A 20,159-nucleotide genomic window follows, 5' to 3' on the forward strand; every position below is an offset into this window, starting at 1 on the left:
CCGCATGTGTCAGCAGCGATGCCTGGGCGCCATGCGCGCGTAGCTGCACCAGCGCGCGTAAGGCGGGTAGGACGTGACGCGCAGCGATTGCTGCCGCACATCGCGGCACGGCCGGTGCGCCAGCGAACGCTTCGCACAGACTCCGCGGCTGGCATCGCGCCATCGTTGCGGCTGCTGGCTTATGCTGCGCGGCCTCACCTGCCGCTGCCGAGTCTGCATGTCTTACGCCATCGTCTGGTTCCGTCGCGATCTGCGTCTGGAGGACAACCCCGCCTTGCGCGCCGCGCTCGATGCCGGGCACGACCCGATTCCGCTCTACATCGATGCCCCGCACGAAGAAGGCCAATGGGCGCCGGGCGCAGCGTCGCGTGCGTGGCGGCATCGCAGTCTCGCCGCACTGGATGCCTCCTTGCGCGCGCGCGGCAGCGCGTTGCTGATTCGCCAGGGCGACAGCGCGCAGGTGCTCGACGCGGTGATCGCGCAGACCGGGGCGGTGGCGGTGTACTGGAACCGCAAATACGAGCCGGCCACCCAGCCACGCGATGCGCAGATCAAGCGCAGCCTGCGTGAGCGTGGGCTGGAGGTGCAAAGCTGCAACGCCGCGCTGTTGTTCGAACCATGGACCCTGGCCACCCAGCAGGGCGGGCCGTACAAGGTGTTTACGCCGTTCTGGCGAAATGCACTCACTCAGCTGCGCTTGCCCGATGCCATGCCCGCGCCGCGCAGCCTGCCGCCGTTGCCCGCGTCGCTCGACGGTGTGCACGTCGATGCGCTGAACCTGGTGCCCACGCCGGCATGGGATCAGGGCTTCTGGGAACACTGGCAGCCGGGCGAAGCCGGTGCGCACGAGATGCTGGAGATCTTTGTCGATGGCGCGCTGTCGGGTTACCGCGAAAACCGCGACCGTCCCGACCGCGTTGGCACCTCGCAGTTGTCGCCGCATCTGCATTTCGGCGAGATCGCGCCCTGGCGCATTGCCAGCACACTGGAGGCGCAGCGCACCGCACGCAATGGCGCGGAAATCGACGGCTATATTCGCCAGTTGGGATGGCGCGATTTTGCGTACCACCTGCTGCATCATTTCCCGGACACCACCACGCAAAACCTCAACCCGCGCTTCGCCGGCTTCGACTGGGCCACGGTGGATCCGGTCACGCTGGACGCATGGCAGCGCGGGCGCACCGGCATCCCGATCGTCGATGCGGGGCTGCGGCAGCTGTGGCATACCGGCTGGATGCACAACCGCGTGCGCATGATCGTGGCGAGCCTGTTGTGCAAGCATCTGCGCGTGCATTGGCTGGAGGGCGCGCGCTGGTTCTGGGACACCTTGGTGGATGCGGACCTGGCCAACAACACGATGGGCTGGCAGTGGGTGGCCGGCACTGGCGCCGATGCGGCGCCGTATTTCCGCGTGTTCAATCCGGTGACGCAGGCCGAGAAATTCGACCCGCAAGCCACCTACATCACGCGCTGGATTCCCGAGCTGGCGGCATTGCCGGTGAAAGAGCGCTTTGCACCGTGGCTGTATCCGTTATCGCTGGCGCGGCTGGCACCGACCTATCCGCGCGCGCCAATCATCGGCCTGGCCGAAGGGCGCGATGCCGCGTTGGCGGCCTACGCAGGCACGCGCGGCTAAGCGAAAACGTTTTCCTGAATGAACCGCTAGCCGAGCGCTGGCGGCGGGCCATTTCATCATGTGCCAGTCGCGTTGCGCTGTTTATCCTCGCGGCACGATTCAGCGCCGGATGGTCCGGCCAAAGGAGAACACCATGTCCCCAGCAGCCAGCAAGAGCCTTGCCGTGGCCTTGGCCAGCGCCATCGCGCTGTCCGCCTGCGCCACCGGCGGCTCGTACGTGCAGCGCGACCAGTACGGCGACCAGACCCAACAGCAGAACCGCACTGGCCGCAATGCGCTGATCGGTACTGCGATCGGCGTCGCCGCCGGCCTGCTCACCGGCGACAGCGCCACCGAACGCCGCCAGCACGCGATGATCGGTGCCGGTATCGGCGCATTGAGCGGTGCGGCCGTGGGCCAGTATCAGGACCGTCAGGAACGCGCGTTGCGCGAGCGTACCGCCAACACCGGCATCGACGTGCAGCGCCAGGGCGACAACATCACCTTGAACCTGCCCGACGGCATCACCTTCGACTTCGGCAAGTCTGCGTTGAAGCCGCAGTTCTACACCGCGCTCAACGGCGTGGCCTCGACACTGCGTGAGTACAACCAGACCATGGTGGAAGTGGTGGGGCACACCGATAGCGTCGGTAGCGATGCGGTGAACCAGCGCCTGTCCGAAGAGCGCGCCAATGCGGTGGCCCAGTACCTGACCGCCCAGGGCGTGCAGCGCGAACGCATGGAAACCATGGGCGCCGGCAAGCGCTACCCGATCGCCGACAACAGCACCGACGCCGGCCGTGCACAGAACCGCCGCGTCGAAATCCGCCTGATCCCGCTACGCCAGGAAGGCGCCGCCAGCAATACCGGCATGCGCTGAGTTTCATGGCGTCATGTGACGTGTAACTTGCGTCACCGGATGCATAAGAAAGGCCGCGAAAGCGGCCTTTTTTTTGAGTTACAGACGGCCTGAAGCAAGACCAAGATCCAGATCACTGGTTACGCAAACGCCAACATAAACAAAAAAATAAGAGCAAAAAACGTCCAACAAAGCGGCTGCATTCCTCATCATTGAACTCGCTGTCGCTGTCGCTGTCGCTGTATTTGCTTTGTTTGCGATCAGTACGTTGATCGCCCGACGCGACCTAGATTTGCTCGGGCCGTGCTGTTCCGCTCTTGCTCCCGCTTCACCCAGTCGCCTTAAAGCAAGCCGAGCACCGCAGCCGCGCGTGGCCGAAGAGGCGCCCTTGTCTGAGCGCAGCGAGTTTGGGCGCCGTGCCGCGCGTGGCGAGGAGCGCAGGGCACCGGTGCAGCTTCACCGCACCGGATTGCGTCGGTGACAGCGGTTTTGGTTCCTTTTGCCAAGACAAAAGGAACTCGCGCCGCAGGCGCGAAAGCTCTGCGTTGAAGCCGGGATTGGAATGTCGGCATTAGGGATTCGCTTGAAGCGTCGCGTCAGCTTCGCTGCGAACTAGATGCAAAAAGCCCAATCCGACTATCGGTACAACAAAATAGATAGGTCGGGCCGGGCCATTCCGCTCTTGCTCCTGCTTCACCCAGTCGCCTTAAAGCAAGCCGAGCACCGCAGCCACGCGCGGCCGAAGAGGCGCCCTTGTCTGAGCGCAGCGAGTTTCGGCGCCGTGCCGCGCGTGGCGAGGAGCGCAGGGCACCGGTGCGGCTTCACCGCACCGGATTGCGTCGGCGACAGCGGTTTTGGTTCCTTTTGCCAAGACAAAAGGAACTCGCGCCGCAGGCGCGAAAGCTCTGCGTTGAAGCCGGAATTGGAGCGTCGGGATCAGGGATTCGCTTAAAGCGTCGCATCAACTTTCTTGCGCGAGCTAGACGCAAATCCGATTACGAATATCAGAACAACCAACGCGCCTCACCCTCATCAGTCCCGCAGGCACCTCCTCCCACTGGGAGAAGGAACACCTGCTTGCTACGTGCCGAGACCGCACAAAACGCCCGTCACGCCGTAGCTTTCTCCAAAATGCGCTTACCCTCGGCGCGCAACTCGGCCTCCACTTCAACCTCCACCTCCGCATCCCCATTGGCGCGCTGTGCGGCCAGCCGTGCAGGGCACTGCGCCATCATGTAATCGGCGTCGAAGTTCAGGCGTGTCACCAGGAAATCCACGAACGCACGCACCTTCGGCGACACCAACCGGCCACCGGCGAAGACCGCGTTGAAGTCCACTTCCGGCCCGGTCCAACCGGCCAGCACACGCCGCACCATGCCCGATTGCACGAACGGCTTGGCCATCACATCGCCGGTCAGCAACAAGCCTTCGCCGCACAGCACCGCACCATTGAGCGCGGCGGGGTCGTTGGCCACCATCAACGGATTGACCGGGAATTCGCGCACATCGCTGCCGTCGCTGAGCGACCAGAAGAAGCGGTTGTTGTGCACGTTGCGGTTCTTGCGCAGGGCGAGCGTGCGATGGAACTGCAACTCGTCAGGATGCAGCGGTTCGCCATAGCGTTCGATGTAAGACGGGCTGGCAAACACCTGCGTGCGCAGGCTGCCCAGCTTGCGCGCAACCAGGTTGGAATCGGGCAGGGCACCCACGCGCAGGGCCAGATCGGCTTCGCCGCCGATCAGGTCCAGCTTCTCGTTGCCCAGGTGCATGTCCAGCTGGATTTCCGGGTATTGCGCGTGGAATTCGCCCAGCAACGGCGCGATCCAGGTGATGCCCAGCGAGTACGGCACGGTGAAGCGCAACCAACCGCGCGGGCCCGATTGCAATTGGCCGACAGCGCTTTCGGCTTCTTCCAGTTCACGGGCAATGCGCTGGCAATGCTCGTGATAGACCGCGCCGGCTTCGGTCAGGCCGATGCGACGCGTGGTCCGGTGCAGCAGGCGGGCACCCAGCCGGGTTTCCAGTTCCTGCACCTTGCGGCTGACCGTGGTCTTGGGCAGGCCGAGCGAGTTGGCGGCAGCGATGAAACTGCCTTGTTCGACCACCTTGACGAAGATCAGGGTGTCGTTGAGATCGTGGGTCATGAGGGGTGCCTTCCGGAGTCTGGAGGGATTGGACCGCTTGCGGGACGATTATTCCCCTAAATCCGGACTAATCAAGTGCTGCTTTGAGGCCTAGCTTATGCGGCATCCCCTCCACGCAGGAGCGCCGCCATGTGGTTGCGCCAACTTCTCGGCTTGTCCCCCAGTCCCCGCGACGCCCTTGAGAGCGCGTTCGATCCGGTGCAGATGCCGGCAAAACGCCCGCATTCCAGCGTTTCGCGCGCCTTTGCTGCCTCGCCAAAGCGGCAGGCCGGCGGTGCGCCGGTGCGCCGCAGCGGGCTGTCTGCACGTTGGGCCATGTGTGGGATTGTCCCGATTTCGGGAGTGAAAGTCCCGTGACTGGGATGGTCCAATCCGAGACGGTCGTCCTGGGTGGCGCGGGCAACGTCGGTGCCGGCATCGTTGCCGCGCTGCTCGAGGCGCAGCTGCCGGTGCTGGTGGTCGGTCGCGATGCCGCCAAGCTGGCTGCGTTGCGCGCCCGCCATGGCGACAGCCCCTTGCTGGAGACGGTGCAGGGCTCGGTGGCCGATGACGCCGCCGCGCAGGCACTGGCCGCCGAGCTGGCGCAGCGTCCACGCCCGCTGGCGGCGGTGGTTGCGAGCCTGGGCAGCCCGCTCAAGGCTGGCCGCCTGCTGGACCGCCCGGTCAACGCCTTGCGCCGCCGGCTGGACCGCGACCTGCTTCCGCACCTGGCGGCCGCCCGGCATCTGATGCCGCTGCTGGCCGAGGCCGATGGCGGCGGCCGTTACCTGTTGCTCGGCAGCCCGTGTGCACTGCGTGCGTGGTCGGCGCACGGCGATATCTCCATCGCCGCGGCGGCCACCCGCATGCTGGCGCAGGTGCTGCACGAAGAAGCCAAGCCGTTGGGCGTGCGCGTACACCTGCTGTCGGTCGAGCAGCCGGTGTGCACGCCCAGCCGTGCCAAGGAGGCCTGCCCGGAATGGATCCGGGCCGTGGACGTCGGCCGCGCCGCCGTCTCGTTGATCGCCGGGCCTGGCCAGCCCGGACACGCCATCGTGACCGTCAGCCGTCGCCCGCAGACCGCACCGTCGGCTGGCCGCCTGGCCGGTCTGCAGTTTCCCCTTCCCACCCGAGAGATTTCCCCATGACCCCGAACGCCACCCCGTTCCGTTTTCCCTTGCGTACTGTATTGACGGGCGCTGTCCTCGCGGTCGTGTTGGCCGGTTGCGGCAGCAAGGCCGCCGAGACCGGTGCGCCGCCACCGCCCAGCGTCAGTGTCGCCCCGGTGCTGCTGAAAGAGATCAGCCAGTGGGATGAATTCAGCGGCCGCATCGAGCCGGTGGAAAGCGTGGAACTACGCCCGCGCGTGTCCGGCTATATCGACAAGGTCAATTACGCCGAAGGCGCCGAAGTGAAGAAGGGCGATGTGCTCTTCAGCATCGACGACCGCAGCTACCGCGCCGACTTTGCTCGCGCCAATGCCGCGCTGGTACGTGCCCGCACCCAGGCCAGCCTGGCCCGCAGCGAAGCGACGCGTGCGCGCAAGCTGTCCGAGCAGCAGGCCATCTCCACCGAAACCTGGGAACAACGCCGCGCCGCGGCCGACCAGGCCGATGCCGAGGTGCTGGCCGCACAGGCCGCCGTGGACACCGCCAAGCTCAACCTGGACTGGACGCGCGTGCGTGCCCCGATCGACGGCCGCGCCGGGCGTGCGATGGTCACCGCCGGCAATCTGGTCACCGCCGGCGACAGCGCCAGCGTGCTGACCACGCTGGTGTCGCTGGACAAGGTGTTCGTGTACTTCGATGCCGATGAAGGCACCTTCCTGCGCTACTCGCAGATGAGCCGCAACGGCGAGCGTCCGGACGAACGCGGCGGCGAGTTGCCGGTGCGCATCGGCCTGGTCGGCGAGCAGGGCTTCCCGCACAGCGGGCGCGTGGATTTCCTGGACAACCAGGTCACCCGCAGCACCGGCACCATCCGCGTGCGTGCCGTGCTCGACAACGCCGATCGGCAGTTCACGCCGGGCCTGTATGCGCATGTGCAGTTGCTCGGCAGCGGTCAGTTCAAGGCCATGCTGGTCGACGAAAAGGCCGTGCTGACCGACCAGGACCGCAAGTACGTGTACGTGGTCGACAAGGATGGCAAGGCGCAGCGACGCGACGTGGAACTCGGCCGTACGGCCGATAGCCTGCGCATCGTCCGCAAGGGCCTGGCCGCCGGTGACCGCGTAGTGGTCGATGGCGTGCAGAAGATCTTCATGCCCGGCATGCCGGTCGACGCCAAGGCCGTGGCCATGGTGCCGGCGGCGGACAAGCGCACCGCGTCCAACTAAGCACCCGTTTTACCGCTGCACTGCACGCCCCAACCGCCGGCCATCCCGATGGCCGGACCGGGGCGCTGTGTGCCGCGCCGCCACCCGGCGGCGACTTCTTTCAGGACCATCCCCATGGACTTTTCCCGTTTTTTCATCGACCGACCGATCTTTGCGGCGGTGCTGTCGATCATCATCTTCGCGGCTGGCCTGATCGCCATGCCGCTGCTGCCGATCAGCGAATACCCCGAAGTGGTACCGCCGAGCGTGCAGGTGCGCGCGGTGTACCCGGGCGCCAACCCGAAGGTCATCGCCGAGACCGTCGCCACGCCGCTTGAGGAAGCCATCAACGGCGTCGAAGACATGATGTACATGAAGTCGGTCGCCGGCTCCGATGGCGTGCTGGTGGTCACCGTGACCTTCAAGCCCGGTACCGATCCGGACCAGGCGCAGGTGCAGGTGCAGAACCGCGTCAGCCAGGCGCAGGCGCGTCTGCCCGAGGACGTGCGCCGCCAGGGCGTGACCACGCAGAAGCAGTCGCCGACGCTGACCATGGTCGTGCATCTGACCTCGCCCAAGGGCAAGTACAACTCGCTGTACCTGAGCAACTACGCGTTGCTGAAGGTCAAGGACGAGCTCTCGCGCCTGCCGGGCGTGGGCCAGATCCAGATCTTCGGCGCGGGCGATTACGCCATGCGCATCTGGCTGGACCCGGACAAAGTGGCTGCGCGCGGGCTGACCGCCAGCGATGTGGTTGCCGCCATCCGCGAGCAGAACGTGCAGGTTTCCGCCGGTCAGTTGGGCGCCGAGCCGATGCCCAACAAGAGCGACTTTCTGCTCTCGATCAATGCGCAGGGCCGCCTGACCACCGAAGAAGAGTTCGGCAACATCGTGATCCGCAGTGGCAACAGCGGCGAGATCGTGCGGTTGTCGGATGTGGCGCGCCTGGAACTGGGCGCCGGCAACTACACCTTGCGCTCGCAGCTGGACAACCAGAACGCGGTGGGCATGGGTGTGTTCCAGTCGCCCGGTGCCAACGCAATCGAATTGTCGGACGCGGTGCGCGGCAAGATGGCCGAGCTGGAAAAGCAGTTCCCGCAGGACATGGCGTGGTCGGCCGCGTATGACCCCACCGTGTTCGTGCGCGACTCGATCAGCGCGGTGGTGCATACGCTGCTCGAAGCGGTGCTGCTGGTGGTGCTGGTGGTGATCCTGTTCCTGCAGACCTGGCGCGCCTCGATCATTCCGTTGCTGGCGGTGCCGGTGTCGGTGGTCGGTACGTTTGCCGCGCTGTATCTGCTGGGTTTTTCGATCAACACGCTGAGCCTGTTCGGCCTGGTGCTGGCGATCGGCATCGTGGTCGACGACGCGATCGTGGTGGTGGAAAACGTCGAGCGCAATATCGAAGAAGGCCTGACCCCGCTGGCGGCGGCGCACCAGGCCATGCGCGAAGTGTCCGGGCCGATCATCGCGATCGCGCTGGTGCTGTGCGCGGTGTTCGTGCCGATGGCGTTCCTGTCGGGTGTGACCGGACAGTTCTACAAGCAGTTCGCGGTGACCATCGCCATCTCCACGGTGATCTCGGCGATCAACTCGCTGACCCTGTCGCCGGCGCTGGCCGCCATGCTGCTGAAGGCACACGACGCGCCGAAGGACGGCCCGTCGCGGCTGATCGACCGCTTGTTCGGCTGGCTGTTCCGTCCGTTCAATCGCTTCTTCAACAGCAGTTCGCACAAGTATCAAGGTGCGGTGTCGCGCGCGTTGGGCAAGCGCGGTGCGGTGTTTGTGGTGTACCTGTTGCTGCTGGTCGGCACCGGGGTGATGTTCAAGCTGGTGCCGGGTGGCTTCATTCCTACCCAGGACAAGCTGTACCTGATCGCCGGCACCAAGCTGCCGGAAGGCGCCTCGCTGGAGCGTACCAATGAGGTGATCCGCCAGATCACCCAGATCGCGCTGCAGACCGAAGGCGTGGACCACGCGATTGCGTTCCCGGGTTTGAATCCGCTGCAGTTCACCAACACGCCCAACACTGGCACGGTGTTCCTGACGCTCAAGCCCTTCAGTGAGCGTAGCCGCAGTGCGGTGCAGATCAATGCAGAGATCAACGCACGCATCAGCCAGATCCAGCAGGGCTTCGCGTTCGCCTTCATGCCGCCGCCGATTCTGGGTCTGGGGCAGGGCTCGGGCTACTCGCTGTACATCCAGGACCGTGCGGGACTGGGCTACGGCCAGCTGCAGAGTGCGGTGAACGCGATGTCCGGCGCGATCTCGCAGACGCCGGGCATGCAGTTCCCGATCGGCACCTACCAGGCCAACGTGCCGCAGCTCGATGCCAAGGTCGACCGCGACAAGGCCAAGGCGCAGGGCGTGCCGCTGACCAATCTGTTCGACACGCTGCAGACCTACCTGGGTTCGTCGTACATCAACGACTTCAATCGCTTCGGTCGCACCTACCAGGTGATCGCCCAGGCCGATGGACAGTTCCGCGATAGCGTCGAAGACATCGCCAATCTGCGCACCCGCAACGACCGTGGGCAGATGGTGCCGATCGGCAGCATGGTGACGCTGGGCCAGACCTACGGCCCGGATCCGGTGATCCGCTACAACGGGTATCCGGCTGCCGACCTGATCGGTGAAGCAGACCCGCGCGTGCTGTCCTCCACCGAGGCCATGCAGACGCTGTCCGGCATGGCACCGAAGGTGTTGCCCAACGGCATGAACATCGAGTGGACCGACCTGAGCTACCAGCAATCCACGCAAGGCAACTCCGCGTTGATCGTGTTCCCGATGGCGGTGCTGCTGGCGTTCCTGGTGCTGGCCGCGTTGTACGAAAGCTGGACGCTGCCGCTGGCGGTGATCCTGATCGTGCCGATGACCTTGTTGTCTGCGTTGTTCGGTGTGTGGCTCACCGGTGGCGACAACAACGTGTTCGTGCAGGTGGGCCTGGTGGTGTTGATGGGCCTGGCGTGCAAGAACGCGATCCTGATCGTGGAATTCGCCCGCGAACTGGAAATGCATGGCAAGGGCATCGTTGAAGCCGCACTGGAAGCCTGCCGCCTGCGGCTGCGCCCGATCGTGATGACCTCCATCGCCTTCATCGCCGGCACCGTGCCGCTGGTGTTCGGCCATGGCGCTGGCGCAGAAGTGCGCTCGGTCACCGGCATCACCGTGTTCGCCGGCATGTTGGGCGTGACCCTGTTCGGCCTGTTCCTGACGCCGGTGTTCTACGTGGCCCTGCGCAAGTGGGTGACCCGTGGCGAACCCGCCGCATCGGCCGCCGTGGCACATGATCCGGTCAAGGCCTGATTCCTCTTTCCCCCATCTTTGAAGGACATTGCACATGAGCACCAACAAGATCGCACTGGTCACCGGCGGTACCCGCGGCATCGGCCTGGAGACCGTCCGTCAACTGGCCCAGGCCGGCGTGCACACGCTGCTGGCCGGCCGCAAGCGCGATGACGCCGTTGCAGCCGCACTCAAGCTGCAGGCCGAAGGCCTGCCGGTGGAAGCCATCCAGCTGGACGTCAACGACGACATCAGCATCGCCGCGGCCGTTGGCACGGTGGAGCAGCGTCACGGCCACCTGGACATCCTGATCAACAACGCCGGCATCATGATCGAGGACATGCAGCGCAAGCCGTCCGAGCAGAGCCTGGACACCTGGAAGCGCACCTTCGACACCAACCTGTTTGCGGTGGTCGGCGTGACCAAGGCGTTCCTGCCGCTGCTGCGTCGTTCGCTGGCCGGGCGCATCGTCAACGTCTCCAGCATCCTCGGCTCGTTGACCTTGCACACACAGCCGGGCTCGCCGATCTATGACTTCAAGATACCTGCCTACGACGCCTCCAAGAGCGCACTCAATAGCTGGACCGTGCACCTGGCCCATGAGCTGCGCGAAAGCGCGATCAAGGTCAACATGGTGCACCCGGGCTATGTCAAAACCGACATGAACGGTGGCGGCGGCGAGATCGACGTGGAGCAGGGCGCACACAGCAGCGTGCAGATGGCATTGATCGATGCGCACGGCCCCAATGGCAGCTTCACCCACCTGGGCGAGGTGCTGCCATGGTGAGGACCTTGCTGGGCGCCGCGCTTGCCGCGGCGATCCTGAGTGGTTGCGCGGTCGGGCCGGATTACCGCCCCGAACCGCCGGCCGCGGTGACGCTGCAAGGCGCGCAGGATGCGGCCTACAGCGCCGAGTCGCCGGTGGGCAACTGGTGGTCGCAGTTCGATGACCCGGTGCTGGAACAACTGGTGCGCGATGCGTTGTTCGCCAACCACGATCTGCGCATTGCCGTCTCGCGCGTCAAGCAGGCGCGTGCGGTGTTCGTCGAACGCCGGCTGGACCAGGCGCCGCACATCACCGCACAAGGCAGCTTTGATCGCCGCGAACAACAGCAGGTGATCGCCGGCAATCAGCGTTTCCTCACCGAGCAGACCACGCTGGGTCTGGATGCGGCGTGGGAGCTGGATCTGTTCGGCCGCCAGCGGCGTGCGTCGGAGGCGGCGCGTGCCGACCTGGAAGCCGAGCAGGCCGGCCTGCAGGACGTGCAGGTCACGGTGGCGGCGGAAGTGGCGCGCAACTATTTCGAATTGCGCGGCACGCAAAAGCAGCTGGACGTCTCCAAGCGCACCCTGACCAACCTGCGCGATACCCAGAAGCTGACGCAGACGCGTTGGGACCTGGGTGCCGGCAGCGAACTGGATGTGCAGAGCAGCCTGGCACGCTTGAAGGCCATCGAAGCCGACATTCCGCTGCTGGAAACTGCCGAAGCGCAGTACCGCCATCGGATTGCCGTGTTGCTCGGCCAACAGCCGAATGCGCTGGATGCCACTTTGGTTCCGCGCACCGCACCGCCGTTCGCCCGCGCCTTGCCGCTTGGCGATACCGCCAGCTTGCTGCGGCAACGCCCGGACGTGCGCACCGCCGAACGGCGTCTGGCTGCGGCCACCGCACAGGTGGGCGTGGCCACGGCCGATCTGTTCCCGCGCATCAGTGTGAGCGGCTTTGTCGGCTTTCTGTCTGGCGATGCGGCCAGGTTGACCCAGGGCAACGCAAAGGCGTGGTCGATCACGCCGTCGATCAGCTGGGCCGCGTTCGACTTCGGCACCGTGCGTGCACGCCTGCGTGCCAGCAAGGCGCAGGCCGAAGGCGCGTTGGCGCAGTACCAGCAGACCGTGCTGCTGGCACTGGAAGACACCGAAAATGCCTTGACCGGCTACGGGCGTCAGCAGGCGCGCCTGGCGATCGTGGTGGACCAGGCCAATGCGGCGCGGCGTGCCGAGCAGCTGGCGCAGATCCGTTACCGCGAGGGTTCGGAAGACTTCCTGACCCTGCTGGATGCACAGCGCACCCAGCTGGCGGCCGATGATGCATTGGCGCAGGCCGAAGCGGCGGTCAATGTCGGCGTGGTCGGCGTCTACAAGGCGTTGGGTGGCTGGAAGCAAGGCGATGCACCGGCCGCGCCGGTGGCAGTGGCCGAGCGCTGAGATGGCAGGGCGGGGCGGCCGCGCGGCCGTCCCGCTCTTGCATGCACGACGGTATCAATCGCTGATCGGAAATCGCCGATCAGCGCTGGATCGATTAATCCGCGATGCGCACGCTGTCGCGGCCGCCGTTCTTGGCCAGATACAGCGCCGCATCCGCACGCGAAAACCAGTCTTGCCAGTGCGTTTCGCCATCGTGGCGGGCCGCGCCCAGCGACACGGTGATGCGTCCGCCCGGCCCACGTAATCCGTTGCGGATCACCTTGCGCAAGCGCTCGGTGGCCGCTTCCAGTTCCGCCAGCGAGCCGGCGCGCAGCAGCACTACGAATTCTTCGCCGCCGAAGCGGAACACCTGATAGGGCTCACGCACCTCGAACCGCAGGATCGTGGCCAGGTCAGCCAATGCCGCATCGCCGGCGGCATGCCCGTACAGATCGTTGACGTCCTTGAAGTGGTCCAGGTCCAGGATGATCAGGCTGTTGAGCCGATCCTGCGGCTGACGCTGATCGATCTGATGGGTGAGCGCGCGCTCGAGCATGCGCCGATTGGGCAGGCCGGTCAGCGCATCCAGCGAGGCCAGTTCTTCCAGATGCACGCGGTCGTCCTGCATGCGCACCGAGAACGCGTAGCCCACCGCCAGCGTCACCAAGGTGACCATCACGGTGGAGATGCCCTGGCCAGGGCTGATGATCAAGCCGGGCAGCAACAGCAAGGCCGCCAGCAACGGCAGGCTCAGCAACACCGCGCGCTGCGGGCCGCAGAGAAAATAATTGGTGGCCAGCACCGGGAACAACCAGGGCAGGGCGCCGTCGCCGCCGCTCCAGCAGCCGATCAGGCAGCCAGCGACATTGATGGAGGCCAGCCACACCCCACCGCGTCCGGTGCGCTCGGCACTGCGCATGCGCCAGCCACGCCACACCGCGACCAGGCCGAGCGTGGCAGTCAACGCACATGCCACCCCTTGGCCATGCATGGCCAGGTACACCGCGTACAGGCAGAGCAACAGCGCGGTGATCGGCCCGAGCATCTTGACGATGCCGAGGCGGAAATCCCGCCGCAAATGGAGGATCACGGGCGAAGTTCTGGAGGAGTCGGCATCAGTATCGGCCGACGCGTGCGAAAGTTGAGGGAAGGTGGCGCGCGCCGGCAGCGCCTCGTGCGTGCGTAACGTTGGCCAGATGCCGATGCGGCGCACAACGCCGATGATCACGGACCTCGGCACGCCTCCCGATCAGATGCCGCATCCCGCACGCGCTGTGCGGTTTCGCAGATCCTTGACGGCATAGCCGCAACCTTGGGGCTTTGCCGTGGAGTCACCTATGCCTAATCGCTCAGAGTTGGATGCGCGCCTGGATGCACTGCAGGACGCACTGCCGAACGTGGCGTCCGATGAAGATGCCGACTTCGATTATCTGGATTTCCAGGCCCGCGCCGAGGCCGTCCTGCACAGCGCCGCACCCGAAGACGCCGCGCATGTACGTGGCCGCATCGACGACATGCTGGCCAGCGCCGGGCTGATCCCGACCGACGACAACGGCCAAGCCTGTCGCTGACAGCACGGGCCTGGCGTCACACGCTGCCCGGCGTCACCGCGCTGACCACCTGATTGCGCCCGGCCTGCTTGGCCCGATACAGCGCCTCGTCGGCCTTGCGCAGCAACTGCGCGGCGTTGCCTGCATGCCCGGGGAAGGTCGCTACGCCGAACGAGGCAGTGATCTTGGGCAGTGACACGCCATCGGCCATCACCTGCAGGGCGTCGATGCCGGCGCGTAATTTTTCCGCCATCGCGCTGGCGGTGGCCAGGTCCACCTCGGGCAGGATAATGGTCAGTTCCTCGCCGCCGTAGCGGCAGCAGATGTCTTCGCCGCGGGTCTGCGCCAGCAGCAGTTCGCCGATCGCAGCAAGCACGCGGTCGCCGCCACTGTGGCCATGCAGGTCGTTGAATTGCTTGAAATGGTCCACGTCCAGCATCAGCACCGACAGTGGCTGCACGCGTCGGGTGCAGCGCGACAGCTCGTGGTTGAGCGCTTCTTCCAGATAGCGGCGGTTGAACAGGCCGGTCAGCGGGTCACGGATGGATTGCTGGCGCAGCGTCTCGCGCAGGCGCAGGTTGTGCAGCGCCAACGACAATTGTTCGGCGGCCGCCTCGGCCACGGTCAGCGAGGCCAGTTCCTGCGCGTTGTCGCCGCGCAGCGCGAGCATGCCCAGCTGGGTGCCCTGTGCCGACAATGGAATGCAGACCGTGCTCGCATGCGGCGGAAGATTGACGCCGGCATGCTGGCAGACCATGCCTACGCTGGCGTCCTCCACCAGGTGAGTGCGGTCGCGTCGCAGTGCCCAGCACTCTTCGGGCGCGATGCTCCCGCGTTCGCCATCGGCCAGCGTTCCCCACGCCGCCACCTGCTCGGCGCGATCGCGCGAGGCGCGCAGCAGATACACCGCGCCCGACACACCGGGCACCAGCGGGGCGATCGTGCGTGCCGTGATTTCCAGGGCCTCTTCGGCGTTGCGGCAGTTCTGCAGCAGGCCCGAATAGCGCGCCAGCGCTTCCAATCCTGCCGAGGTCCGTTCCAACGTGCTGAACGATTCGGCCAGCCGCGTGCTGCTCGTACTGGCTTCTTCCTCGGCGCGCACACGGCGGGCCAATTCGCGCGACAACAGCCGGTAGGCCAGCACCATGACCAATAGCCCGGACAAAATGCCGATCGCCGTCATCCACAGCACCCAGCGGGCGCTGTCGTGGTTGGCCTGGGTGCGCGACACCAGCTGCCGGCGCTCCAGTTCGCCCATCAGTTGCACCTGCCTGCGCAGGGCCGAAGAGGTCTGGAACACGCCCTTGGCGATGGAAGCACGCGCGCCGTCCAGCCCGGTGGCGCGATAGCTGTGCAACAGGTCGTTGATCTGCACCAGGCGCATGTCCACCAGCTTGTCCAGCGCGGCCACGTTGCGCAGTTGCAGGGGGTTGTCCTGCACCAACACCTCAAGCCGTGCAATGCGCCCGGGCAGGCGCCCGATGGCGTCGGCATGCACGCCCAGAAAGGCCTCGTTGTCGGTCAGCACGAAGCCACGCGCCGACGACTCCGCCGACAGCAGTCCGGCCTGGATCTCGTCGATGCTGGCAATGACTTCCTGCGTATGCGAGACCCACGCGGCCGCCGTCAGCGACTGCCGCGAGGTGATGTAGCCACCGACGCCGATCAACACAAAGATCAGCCCGCCGAGCACCAAGGCCCCGGCGGCGTGGCGTTTTGCTTTTCTGGTCAACACCGTGTTCCCCAAACAACGATCGTCTGGTCGAGTCCGATGCAAGCGCTGTGCCTATGCTTCACTTCGCTTGCCCGGTGGCGGCACGGGGTCGCCTGCGTGCGGAGCCAGCGGTATCCTTGTGGCGAGTCATCGAGCCGAGCACGCGTTGGTCATTTTTCTTGGGCGTTACCAGTTGTCGTGCAACGCGCTGCCGCACCCTGCCCAAGGGTGGCGCGCGGACTGGCGCATCCATCAGGTGGGTGCATCCAAGGCCGGCGATCTGGCTCGCGGCGAACTCTCGCCCCTGTTTACCGACCACCGCAGCGCCATGGCCGCCGCCCGTGCCGCCGGCATGGTGATCCTGGAAGCCATGCACGCCGACGCCCAGCGGCAGCTCGAATACGCCTGAGCACTGGCATCGCTGCTCGCCGACGCCGCCTGAACTCCAAGGCCTTCGGCGTTCGATCTCGGGCCGACGCGATCAACGGCCGGCGGGCGAGGCCAGGCTTGGGAGGGCATATCGCCCGCCTTGACGGTGTAGGCGCACTAGCCGAACCGCCGGTGGAAATTCCCTTTTTCGCCTGTTCTTGCAAGCTGCCTGCCGAGCGTACATTTCCTGTCAGCAGGCCTACTGTGTCCTGCGAACACACTGGCACGCCACTTGCTGCTGTCTCCCTACGAGCGCTGGGGAGCGCGCCAAAGAGAGCAGGAATGGAAGAGCACACCAAACAGGCCTTCGTCATGCTGCGACAGGAAGCCACCGAATTGCTGGCCCTGTTCGACCGCCTATGCTGCGATACCGCGCCAGCGACCCCGATGCAGGGCAATGCAGCCGAGCCGGTCCGCGCGCATGCGCCACAGACCGGTGACGTCACTCTCTGACGTGCTGCGTCCACTGTCGTGGCTGGGCGAGGCGCATCACGGTCGTGTTGTGGTGATCTGCTGTGCCGCCACTGCCACTGCCCGTGCCGGCGCTTCGCGCTACCGCCCCCTAACGAGGCGGCACCGTAGACGCTTGGAGCAAGCAGGGCGGGGCTACACAAAGCCCAGGTGGCGTGACCTTTTTACGGACCGACCTGACCCGCACGGCAGCGCTCTCCAAACGCTCAACACCGCACATGAAAAAGGCCAGTCGTCTCTCTCGAGAACGCCTGGCCTTAGTCGGTCGTCTTAGGACCGTTGTTTGGTGGAGGTGGGCGGAGCCTGTAAACGCCCTCAGACAAACCCTTGAACCTAAAGAAATTTGGGTCCAACAGATGTGCCTGCTTTGATACCTAGGATGATACCTCGATCTCCGAGATTCGGGTCGGGCACAAGTAAATGTGGGAGAATTCCTATCCCAATGAACACTTCGTTAAGGTAGCATCGGGCTTGGGTGAAAAGCACTGCCAAGCTTCATAGGGGGAACGATGCACCGTGGTTTTCAAATCGAAGGTCTCTCGCAAAACTTCGGGTATTCCGTTGCTTCTCTCGGGCGGTTAGTCCAAGAAGAGCATGCATCGGCAATAAAAAGCTCGCTCGAGGGATATCTTAACGGAGATGGCAAGCTCGATGCGCAGGCTTTGAGCAAAGCTTGGTTTCCGGCCATTAAAGCAGATGTATTTATTTCTCACTCCCACAACGACGAAGCCAAGGCACTACGCCTAGCCGGTTGGCTAAAAGATTGCTTTGATTTAACTGCATTCATTGACTCTACTGTTTGGAATAGTGCAGACGCGCTGATTAGAATGATAGACAATCGATATTGTCTTCACGATAACGGTGTGAGTTATAACTACGATAAGCGAAATCTCTCTACCAGTCACGTCCATGTAATGCTAATGATGGCGATTACAGAGATGATTGATCGTTGTGAGTGTCTTTTTTTTCTGAATACGCCTGAATCAATATGGCCCGGTAAAACAATAAAGGATGGAAGCACATCTTCCCCTTGGATATACGCCGAAATTGCTATCGCCAAGACCATTCAAAAGAAAGCGCTGCCCCCCGCACGTCAAAACAAGCGTGTTGTGGCATACGACTCTGCCTTCATGGAATCGGATGGCTCCATCCCTCTTATTCATAAATTAGATGTTTCCCATCTTTCCAGGATAGATGAAGTGCGATTGTTGGCTTGGAAAATTTGCTACGATCCTGGCGTTGCTAGAAGTCCGCTGGACGACTTATATGATTTGGTTCCGGAACGGCGCCATCTTTAATAAATGGAGCTTAAAATGAGTTATCGAAATAAAACTTATATCGCGTTTGCGAGCGAGGATATTAGATCCTATCGTTTGATGGAAGCTTGGAGAGACAACGATAAGATCGATTTCAACTTCTACGACGCTCACGATCTGTTTGAGGCCAGAGACACAAGTAAGCCGGAGACCATCAAGCGAAACCTGAGGGAACGCCTCAAGAATGCCAAGCAAGTTGTGCTGCTTGGAAGCTCAGACGCGAAAAGGAAGGGCGGCGATGGATCCTCCTTCTTGGCACACGAAGTTGAAGTGATCAAAGAGTTCGATCTGCCAGTCGTTGTTGCCAACTTGGACGGTGACCGTCAAGTTGATGAGAGCTTCATACCCAAGCCATTCCTGGATGCCAACTACTACACAATGTCGGTGTCGTTTCAGATGAAAATCATAAGGTTTGCTTTGGACAATTATGTAGGATTTTACCCATCTAAAAAAGGTCAGGGGCCACACTGTTATAAGTCAAGTGTCTATGAAAGCCTAGGTCTTTAATTAACCGGAACCTCAATGCACGAGTTATTACAGGACATTAGAACGTGGCGCTTCTGGCGCCACTATTTAACCAAGTCCTTTGCGGTGCTAGGAACCATCGTAGCAATTATTAGGATCTGGCTCCTTTTCTACCCAGGACAAGCAAATCTTCTTGGAGAAAGAGAGTTTGTTGCGGCTCTTATGATATCCGCAGGATCTGGCTTATTTCTAACCTGGCCCAGGCCTATCGAGTGTGATTATTTGTCGCCTGAAACTAAAATTAAAATAAAGAAAGGCGACATATTTGACCAGCGTGATCACTTGGTCATTGGTATCTGCAATACCTTTGACACGAAAATTCCAGACATAATCGATAAGAACAGCTTGCTTGGTCAAACAATTGATAAGCTTTACGGATCCAACTACGAAAGGCTTGATTTAGAGTTGGAAAAGGCTCTCGCCAATAAAGTAGTAGTGGGTAAGTTGGAAAAACCTGGAAAGCAAGATGTTTATGAAATCGGAACGGTCGCAGTTGTGAACGATCAGGCGCGAAAAATATTCTTCTCCGCATATGCGGAGATGGATCAGAATAACTCCGCAAGCTCCGAGATCGATACATTGACCAAAAGCTTATTTGATCTCTGGGTTGAAGTTGTCGCAAGAGGGAACTGTCAACATATCTCAATTACGCCTTGGGGTGGTGGTCCGTCAAGAATTTCAAGCATTCTTCCTGCGCAGGATTCAATTAGGCTTATCGTTCTATCTTTTATGTTTGCCTCGCGAAAGAAAAAGGTCTCCGACCAACTCACAGTGGTCATTCCCCCAAAAATTTTCAAAAAGCTAGATCGCCTAGAATTGCAGGCATTTCTCTCTTCTTTGAGGAGTTCATAATGGCTCAAAATAGTATTGAGCTTCCTGACGATGGCGCATGTGCCTTTTGTGCATATTTAAGAGGAGACAGGCCTTACACAATATTGCGGCGCGATGCACTTACAGCAACGCTTGTAACTCGTGAACAAAGGGGTATCCCACACTTGTTGGTCATCCCCATTGCCCATCGACCAACGCTATTGGAATTAGACGATAGTGAGGCCCTCGCATTAATGACAGCTGTTCGTGATGCAGCGCGTCTCATTGATCAAGCATATGAGAGGCCAGGCATCGCGGTGTGGCAAAATAACGGTAAGGATGCGAATCAGGCCATAAGCCATCTTCATTTTCATGTGGCAGGAACGCTTGATGAGGGGGGAACAGAGTGGGGGAAGGTGGCTGAGATCTCGGTGGCTGAGACGGATAAAATCGCTCGGAGGCTCACAGAGCATATGTAGAGGCGAAGCTATCACGCTCCCTTAGTTTGTTATAATGAATTCTCTTTCAATTGGACCGCTGGCCAGATGAGTAAATCGACCCTTGATTCAATCGCCTCGGCGAAAGCCAAAATTGCTGAAGAATTAAGAAAGCTGGAAGAACAAGAAGCCAACTTATTGGAGGAAGAGGCAGCGAACGCTTTCCAGCAAGTGTCAGAGTTGCTGACCCGTTTCGGCCAGCACTTCACCGCCAAGCAGAAAGCAGATCTTGCAGCTCAGCTCGGGGCTTCTGTTGGCGGATCTGGCCGCCCGAAGAAAGCAACCGGCACTCGTAAGGAAGTGGCTCCTAAGTATTGGCTTCCCCATACGCAGGAAACTTGGTCTGGTCGTGGTAGGACACCACGTGCTTTTGCAGCTTACGAAGGATCGGCGGCTTATAAGGAATGGAAGGCGAAGCATCCCGATGAAAAATTCCCTAAGTTTCCGGGATAAAAAGTAGGCCCCGC

General features: G+C 62.6%; 19 protein-coding genes. 16 read left to right on the top strand and 3 right to left on the bottom strand.

From position 1 onward, the window contains the following. Positions 1-217 precede the first annotated feature (217 nt). On the top strand, positions 218-1,636 hold the full coding sequence (locus tag QRM89_RS20065) for a deoxyribodipyrimidine photo-lyase (RefSeq protein WP_285448796.1): 1,419 nt from the start codon (positions 218-220) through the stop codon (positions 1,634-1,636). Positions 1,637-1,769: 133 nt separating this feature from the next. Then, complete coding sequence (locus tag QRM89_RS20070) at positions 1,770-2,495, top strand: OmpA family protein (protein ID WP_076055809.1); 726 nt, start codon at positions 1,770-1,772, stop codon at positions 2,493-2,495. A gap of 1,088 nt (positions 2,496-3,583) precedes the next feature. Here the strand turns inward: QRM89_RS20070 and QRM89_RS20075 are convergent. Further along, positions 3,584-4,618, bottom strand: coding sequence for a LysR family transcriptional regulator (locus QRM89_RS20075; protein ID WP_011036627.1), 1,035 nt, complete (start codon positions 4,616-4,618; stop codon positions 3,584-3,586). Positions 4,619-4,747: 129 nt separating this feature from the next. Here QRM89_RS20075 and QRM89_RS21375 point away from each other — a divergent pair, with 129 nt between their 5' ends. From QRM89_RS21375 to QRM89_RS20105, 6 genes are all read left to right on the top strand, one after another. Further along, a complete protein-coding gene (locus QRM89_RS21375) occupies positions 4,748-4,975 on the top strand; it encodes a hypothetical protein (RefSeq protein ID WP_016944194.1) in 228 nt (75 codons plus the stop codon). Next, complete coding sequence (locus tag QRM89_RS20085; protein WP_042598752.1) at positions 4,972-5,745, top strand: SDR family NAD(P)-dependent oxidoreductase; 774 nt, start codon at positions 4,972-4,974, stop codon at positions 5,743-5,745. Before QRM89_RS21375 ends, QRM89_RS20085 begins: the two co-directional genes overlap by 4 nt. Further along, positions 5,742-6,932, top strand: a complete 1,191-nt coding sequence (locus QRM89_RS20090; RefSeq protein WP_103699737.1) for an efflux RND transporter periplasmic adaptor subunit — start codon at positions 5,742-5,744, stop codon at positions 6,930-6,932. Before QRM89_RS20085 ends, QRM89_RS20090 begins: the two co-directional genes overlap by 4 nt. Positions 6,933-7,046: 114 nt before the next feature. Further along, positions 7,047-10,217, top strand: a complete 3,171-nt coding sequence (locus QRM89_RS20095; protein ID WP_285448798.1) for an efflux RND transporter permease subunit — start codon at positions 7,047-7,049, stop codon at positions 10,215-10,217. Positions 10,218-10,251: 34 nt separating this feature from the next. Continuing rightward, the gene (locus QRM89_RS20100) at positions 10,252-10,983 is read left to right on the top strand and encodes an SDR family oxidoreductase (protein WP_114997647.1); all 732 of its coding nucleotides are present in this window, start codon (positions 10,252-10,254) and stop codon (positions 10,981-10,983) included. Beyond that, entirely contained in the window at positions 10,977-12,401 is a 1,425-nt protein-coding gene (locus QRM89_RS20105) for an efflux transporter outer membrane subunit (protein WP_115530120.1), read from the top strand. The genes QRM89_RS20100 and QRM89_RS20105 overlap by 7 nt, the downstream gene beginning before the upstream one ends. Before the next feature lie 94 nt (positions 12,402-12,495). Here QRM89_RS20105 and QRM89_RS20110 read toward each other — a convergent pair whose 3' ends face one another. After that, positions 12,496-13,470, bottom strand: coding sequence for a GGDEF domain-containing protein (locus tag QRM89_RS20110; protein WP_285448802.1), 975 nt, complete (start codon positions 13,468-13,470; stop codon positions 12,496-12,498). A 247-nt stretch (positions 13,471-13,717) separates the two neighbouring features. Between QRM89_RS20110 and QRM89_RS20115 the strand changes: the two genes are divergently transcribed. Beyond that, positions 13,718-13,951 carry a hypothetical protein gene (locus QRM89_RS20115; RefSeq protein WP_014507301.1) on the top strand — a complete coding sequence of 78 codons (234 nt, stop codon included), beginning with the start codon at positions 13,718-13,720 and terminating at the stop codon, positions 13,949-13,951. A gap of 16 nt (positions 13,952-13,967) precedes the next feature. On the opposite strand, the gene QRM89_RS20120 is transcribed toward QRM89_RS20115, so the two are convergent. Then, the gene (locus QRM89_RS20120) at positions 13,968-15,665 is read right to left on the bottom strand and encodes a diguanylate cyclase (protein WP_285448804.1); all 1,698 of its coding nucleotides are present in this window, start codon (positions 15,663-15,665) and stop codon (positions 13,968-13,970) included. 145 nt (positions 15,666-15,810) lie between these two features. Here QRM89_RS20120 and QRM89_RS20125 point away from each other — a divergent pair, with 145 nt between their 5' ends. From QRM89_RS20125 to QRM89_RS20155, 7 genes are all read left to right on the top strand, one after another. Beyond that, the gene (locus QRM89_RS20125) at positions 15,811-16,053 is read left to right on the top strand and encodes a hypothetical protein (RefSeq protein ID WP_161963382.1); all 243 of its coding nucleotides are present in this window, start codon (positions 15,811-15,813) and stop codon (positions 16,051-16,053) included. Between the two features lie 302 nt (positions 16,054-16,355). Beyond that, entirely contained in the window at positions 16,356-16,526 is a 171-nt protein-coding gene (locus tag QRM89_RS20130; protein ID WP_042598759.1) for a hypothetical protein, read from the top strand. A 527-nt stretch (positions 16,527-17,053) separates the two neighbouring features. Then, the gene (locus tag QRM89_RS20135; RefSeq protein ID WP_259172645.1) at positions 17,054-17,842 is read left to right on the top strand and encodes a toll/interleukin-1 receptor domain-containing protein; all 789 of its coding nucleotides are present in this window, start codon (positions 17,054-17,056) and stop codon (positions 17,840-17,842) included. 15 nt (positions 17,843-17,857) lie between these two features. After that, a complete protein-coding gene (locus QRM89_RS20140; protein WP_274391607.1) occupies positions 17,858-18,367 on the top strand; it encodes a TIR domain-containing protein in 510 nt (169 codons plus the stop codon). A 15-nt stretch (positions 18,368-18,382) separates the two neighbouring features. After that, positions 18,383-19,237: a macro domain-containing protein gene (locus QRM89_RS20145; protein WP_259172641.1), complete on the top strand. Its 855-nt coding sequence runs from the start codon at positions 18,383-18,385 to the stop codon at positions 19,235-19,237. Continuing rightward, positions 19,237-19,674 carry an HIT family protein gene (locus QRM89_RS20150; protein ID WP_259172640.1) on the top strand — a complete coding sequence of 146 codons (438 nt, stop codon included), beginning with the start codon at positions 19,237-19,239 and terminating at the stop codon, positions 19,672-19,674. Before QRM89_RS20145 ends, QRM89_RS20150 begins: the two co-directional genes overlap by 1 nt. A 66-nt stretch (positions 19,675-19,740) precedes the next feature. Next, a complete protein-coding gene (locus QRM89_RS20155; protein ID WP_259172637.1) occupies positions 19,741-20,145 on the top strand; it encodes an H-NS family nucleoid-associated regulatory protein in 405 nt (134 codons plus the stop codon). The last annotated feature ends 14 nt before the right edge of the window (positions 20,146-20,159 follow it).

The sequence above is a fragment of the Xanthomonas sp. LMC-A-07 genome, assembly GCF_030208825.1.
GTDB classification, from domain to species: Bacteria; Pseudomonadota; Gammaproteobacteria; order Xanthomonadales; family Xanthomonadaceae; genus Xanthomonas; species Xanthomonas campestris.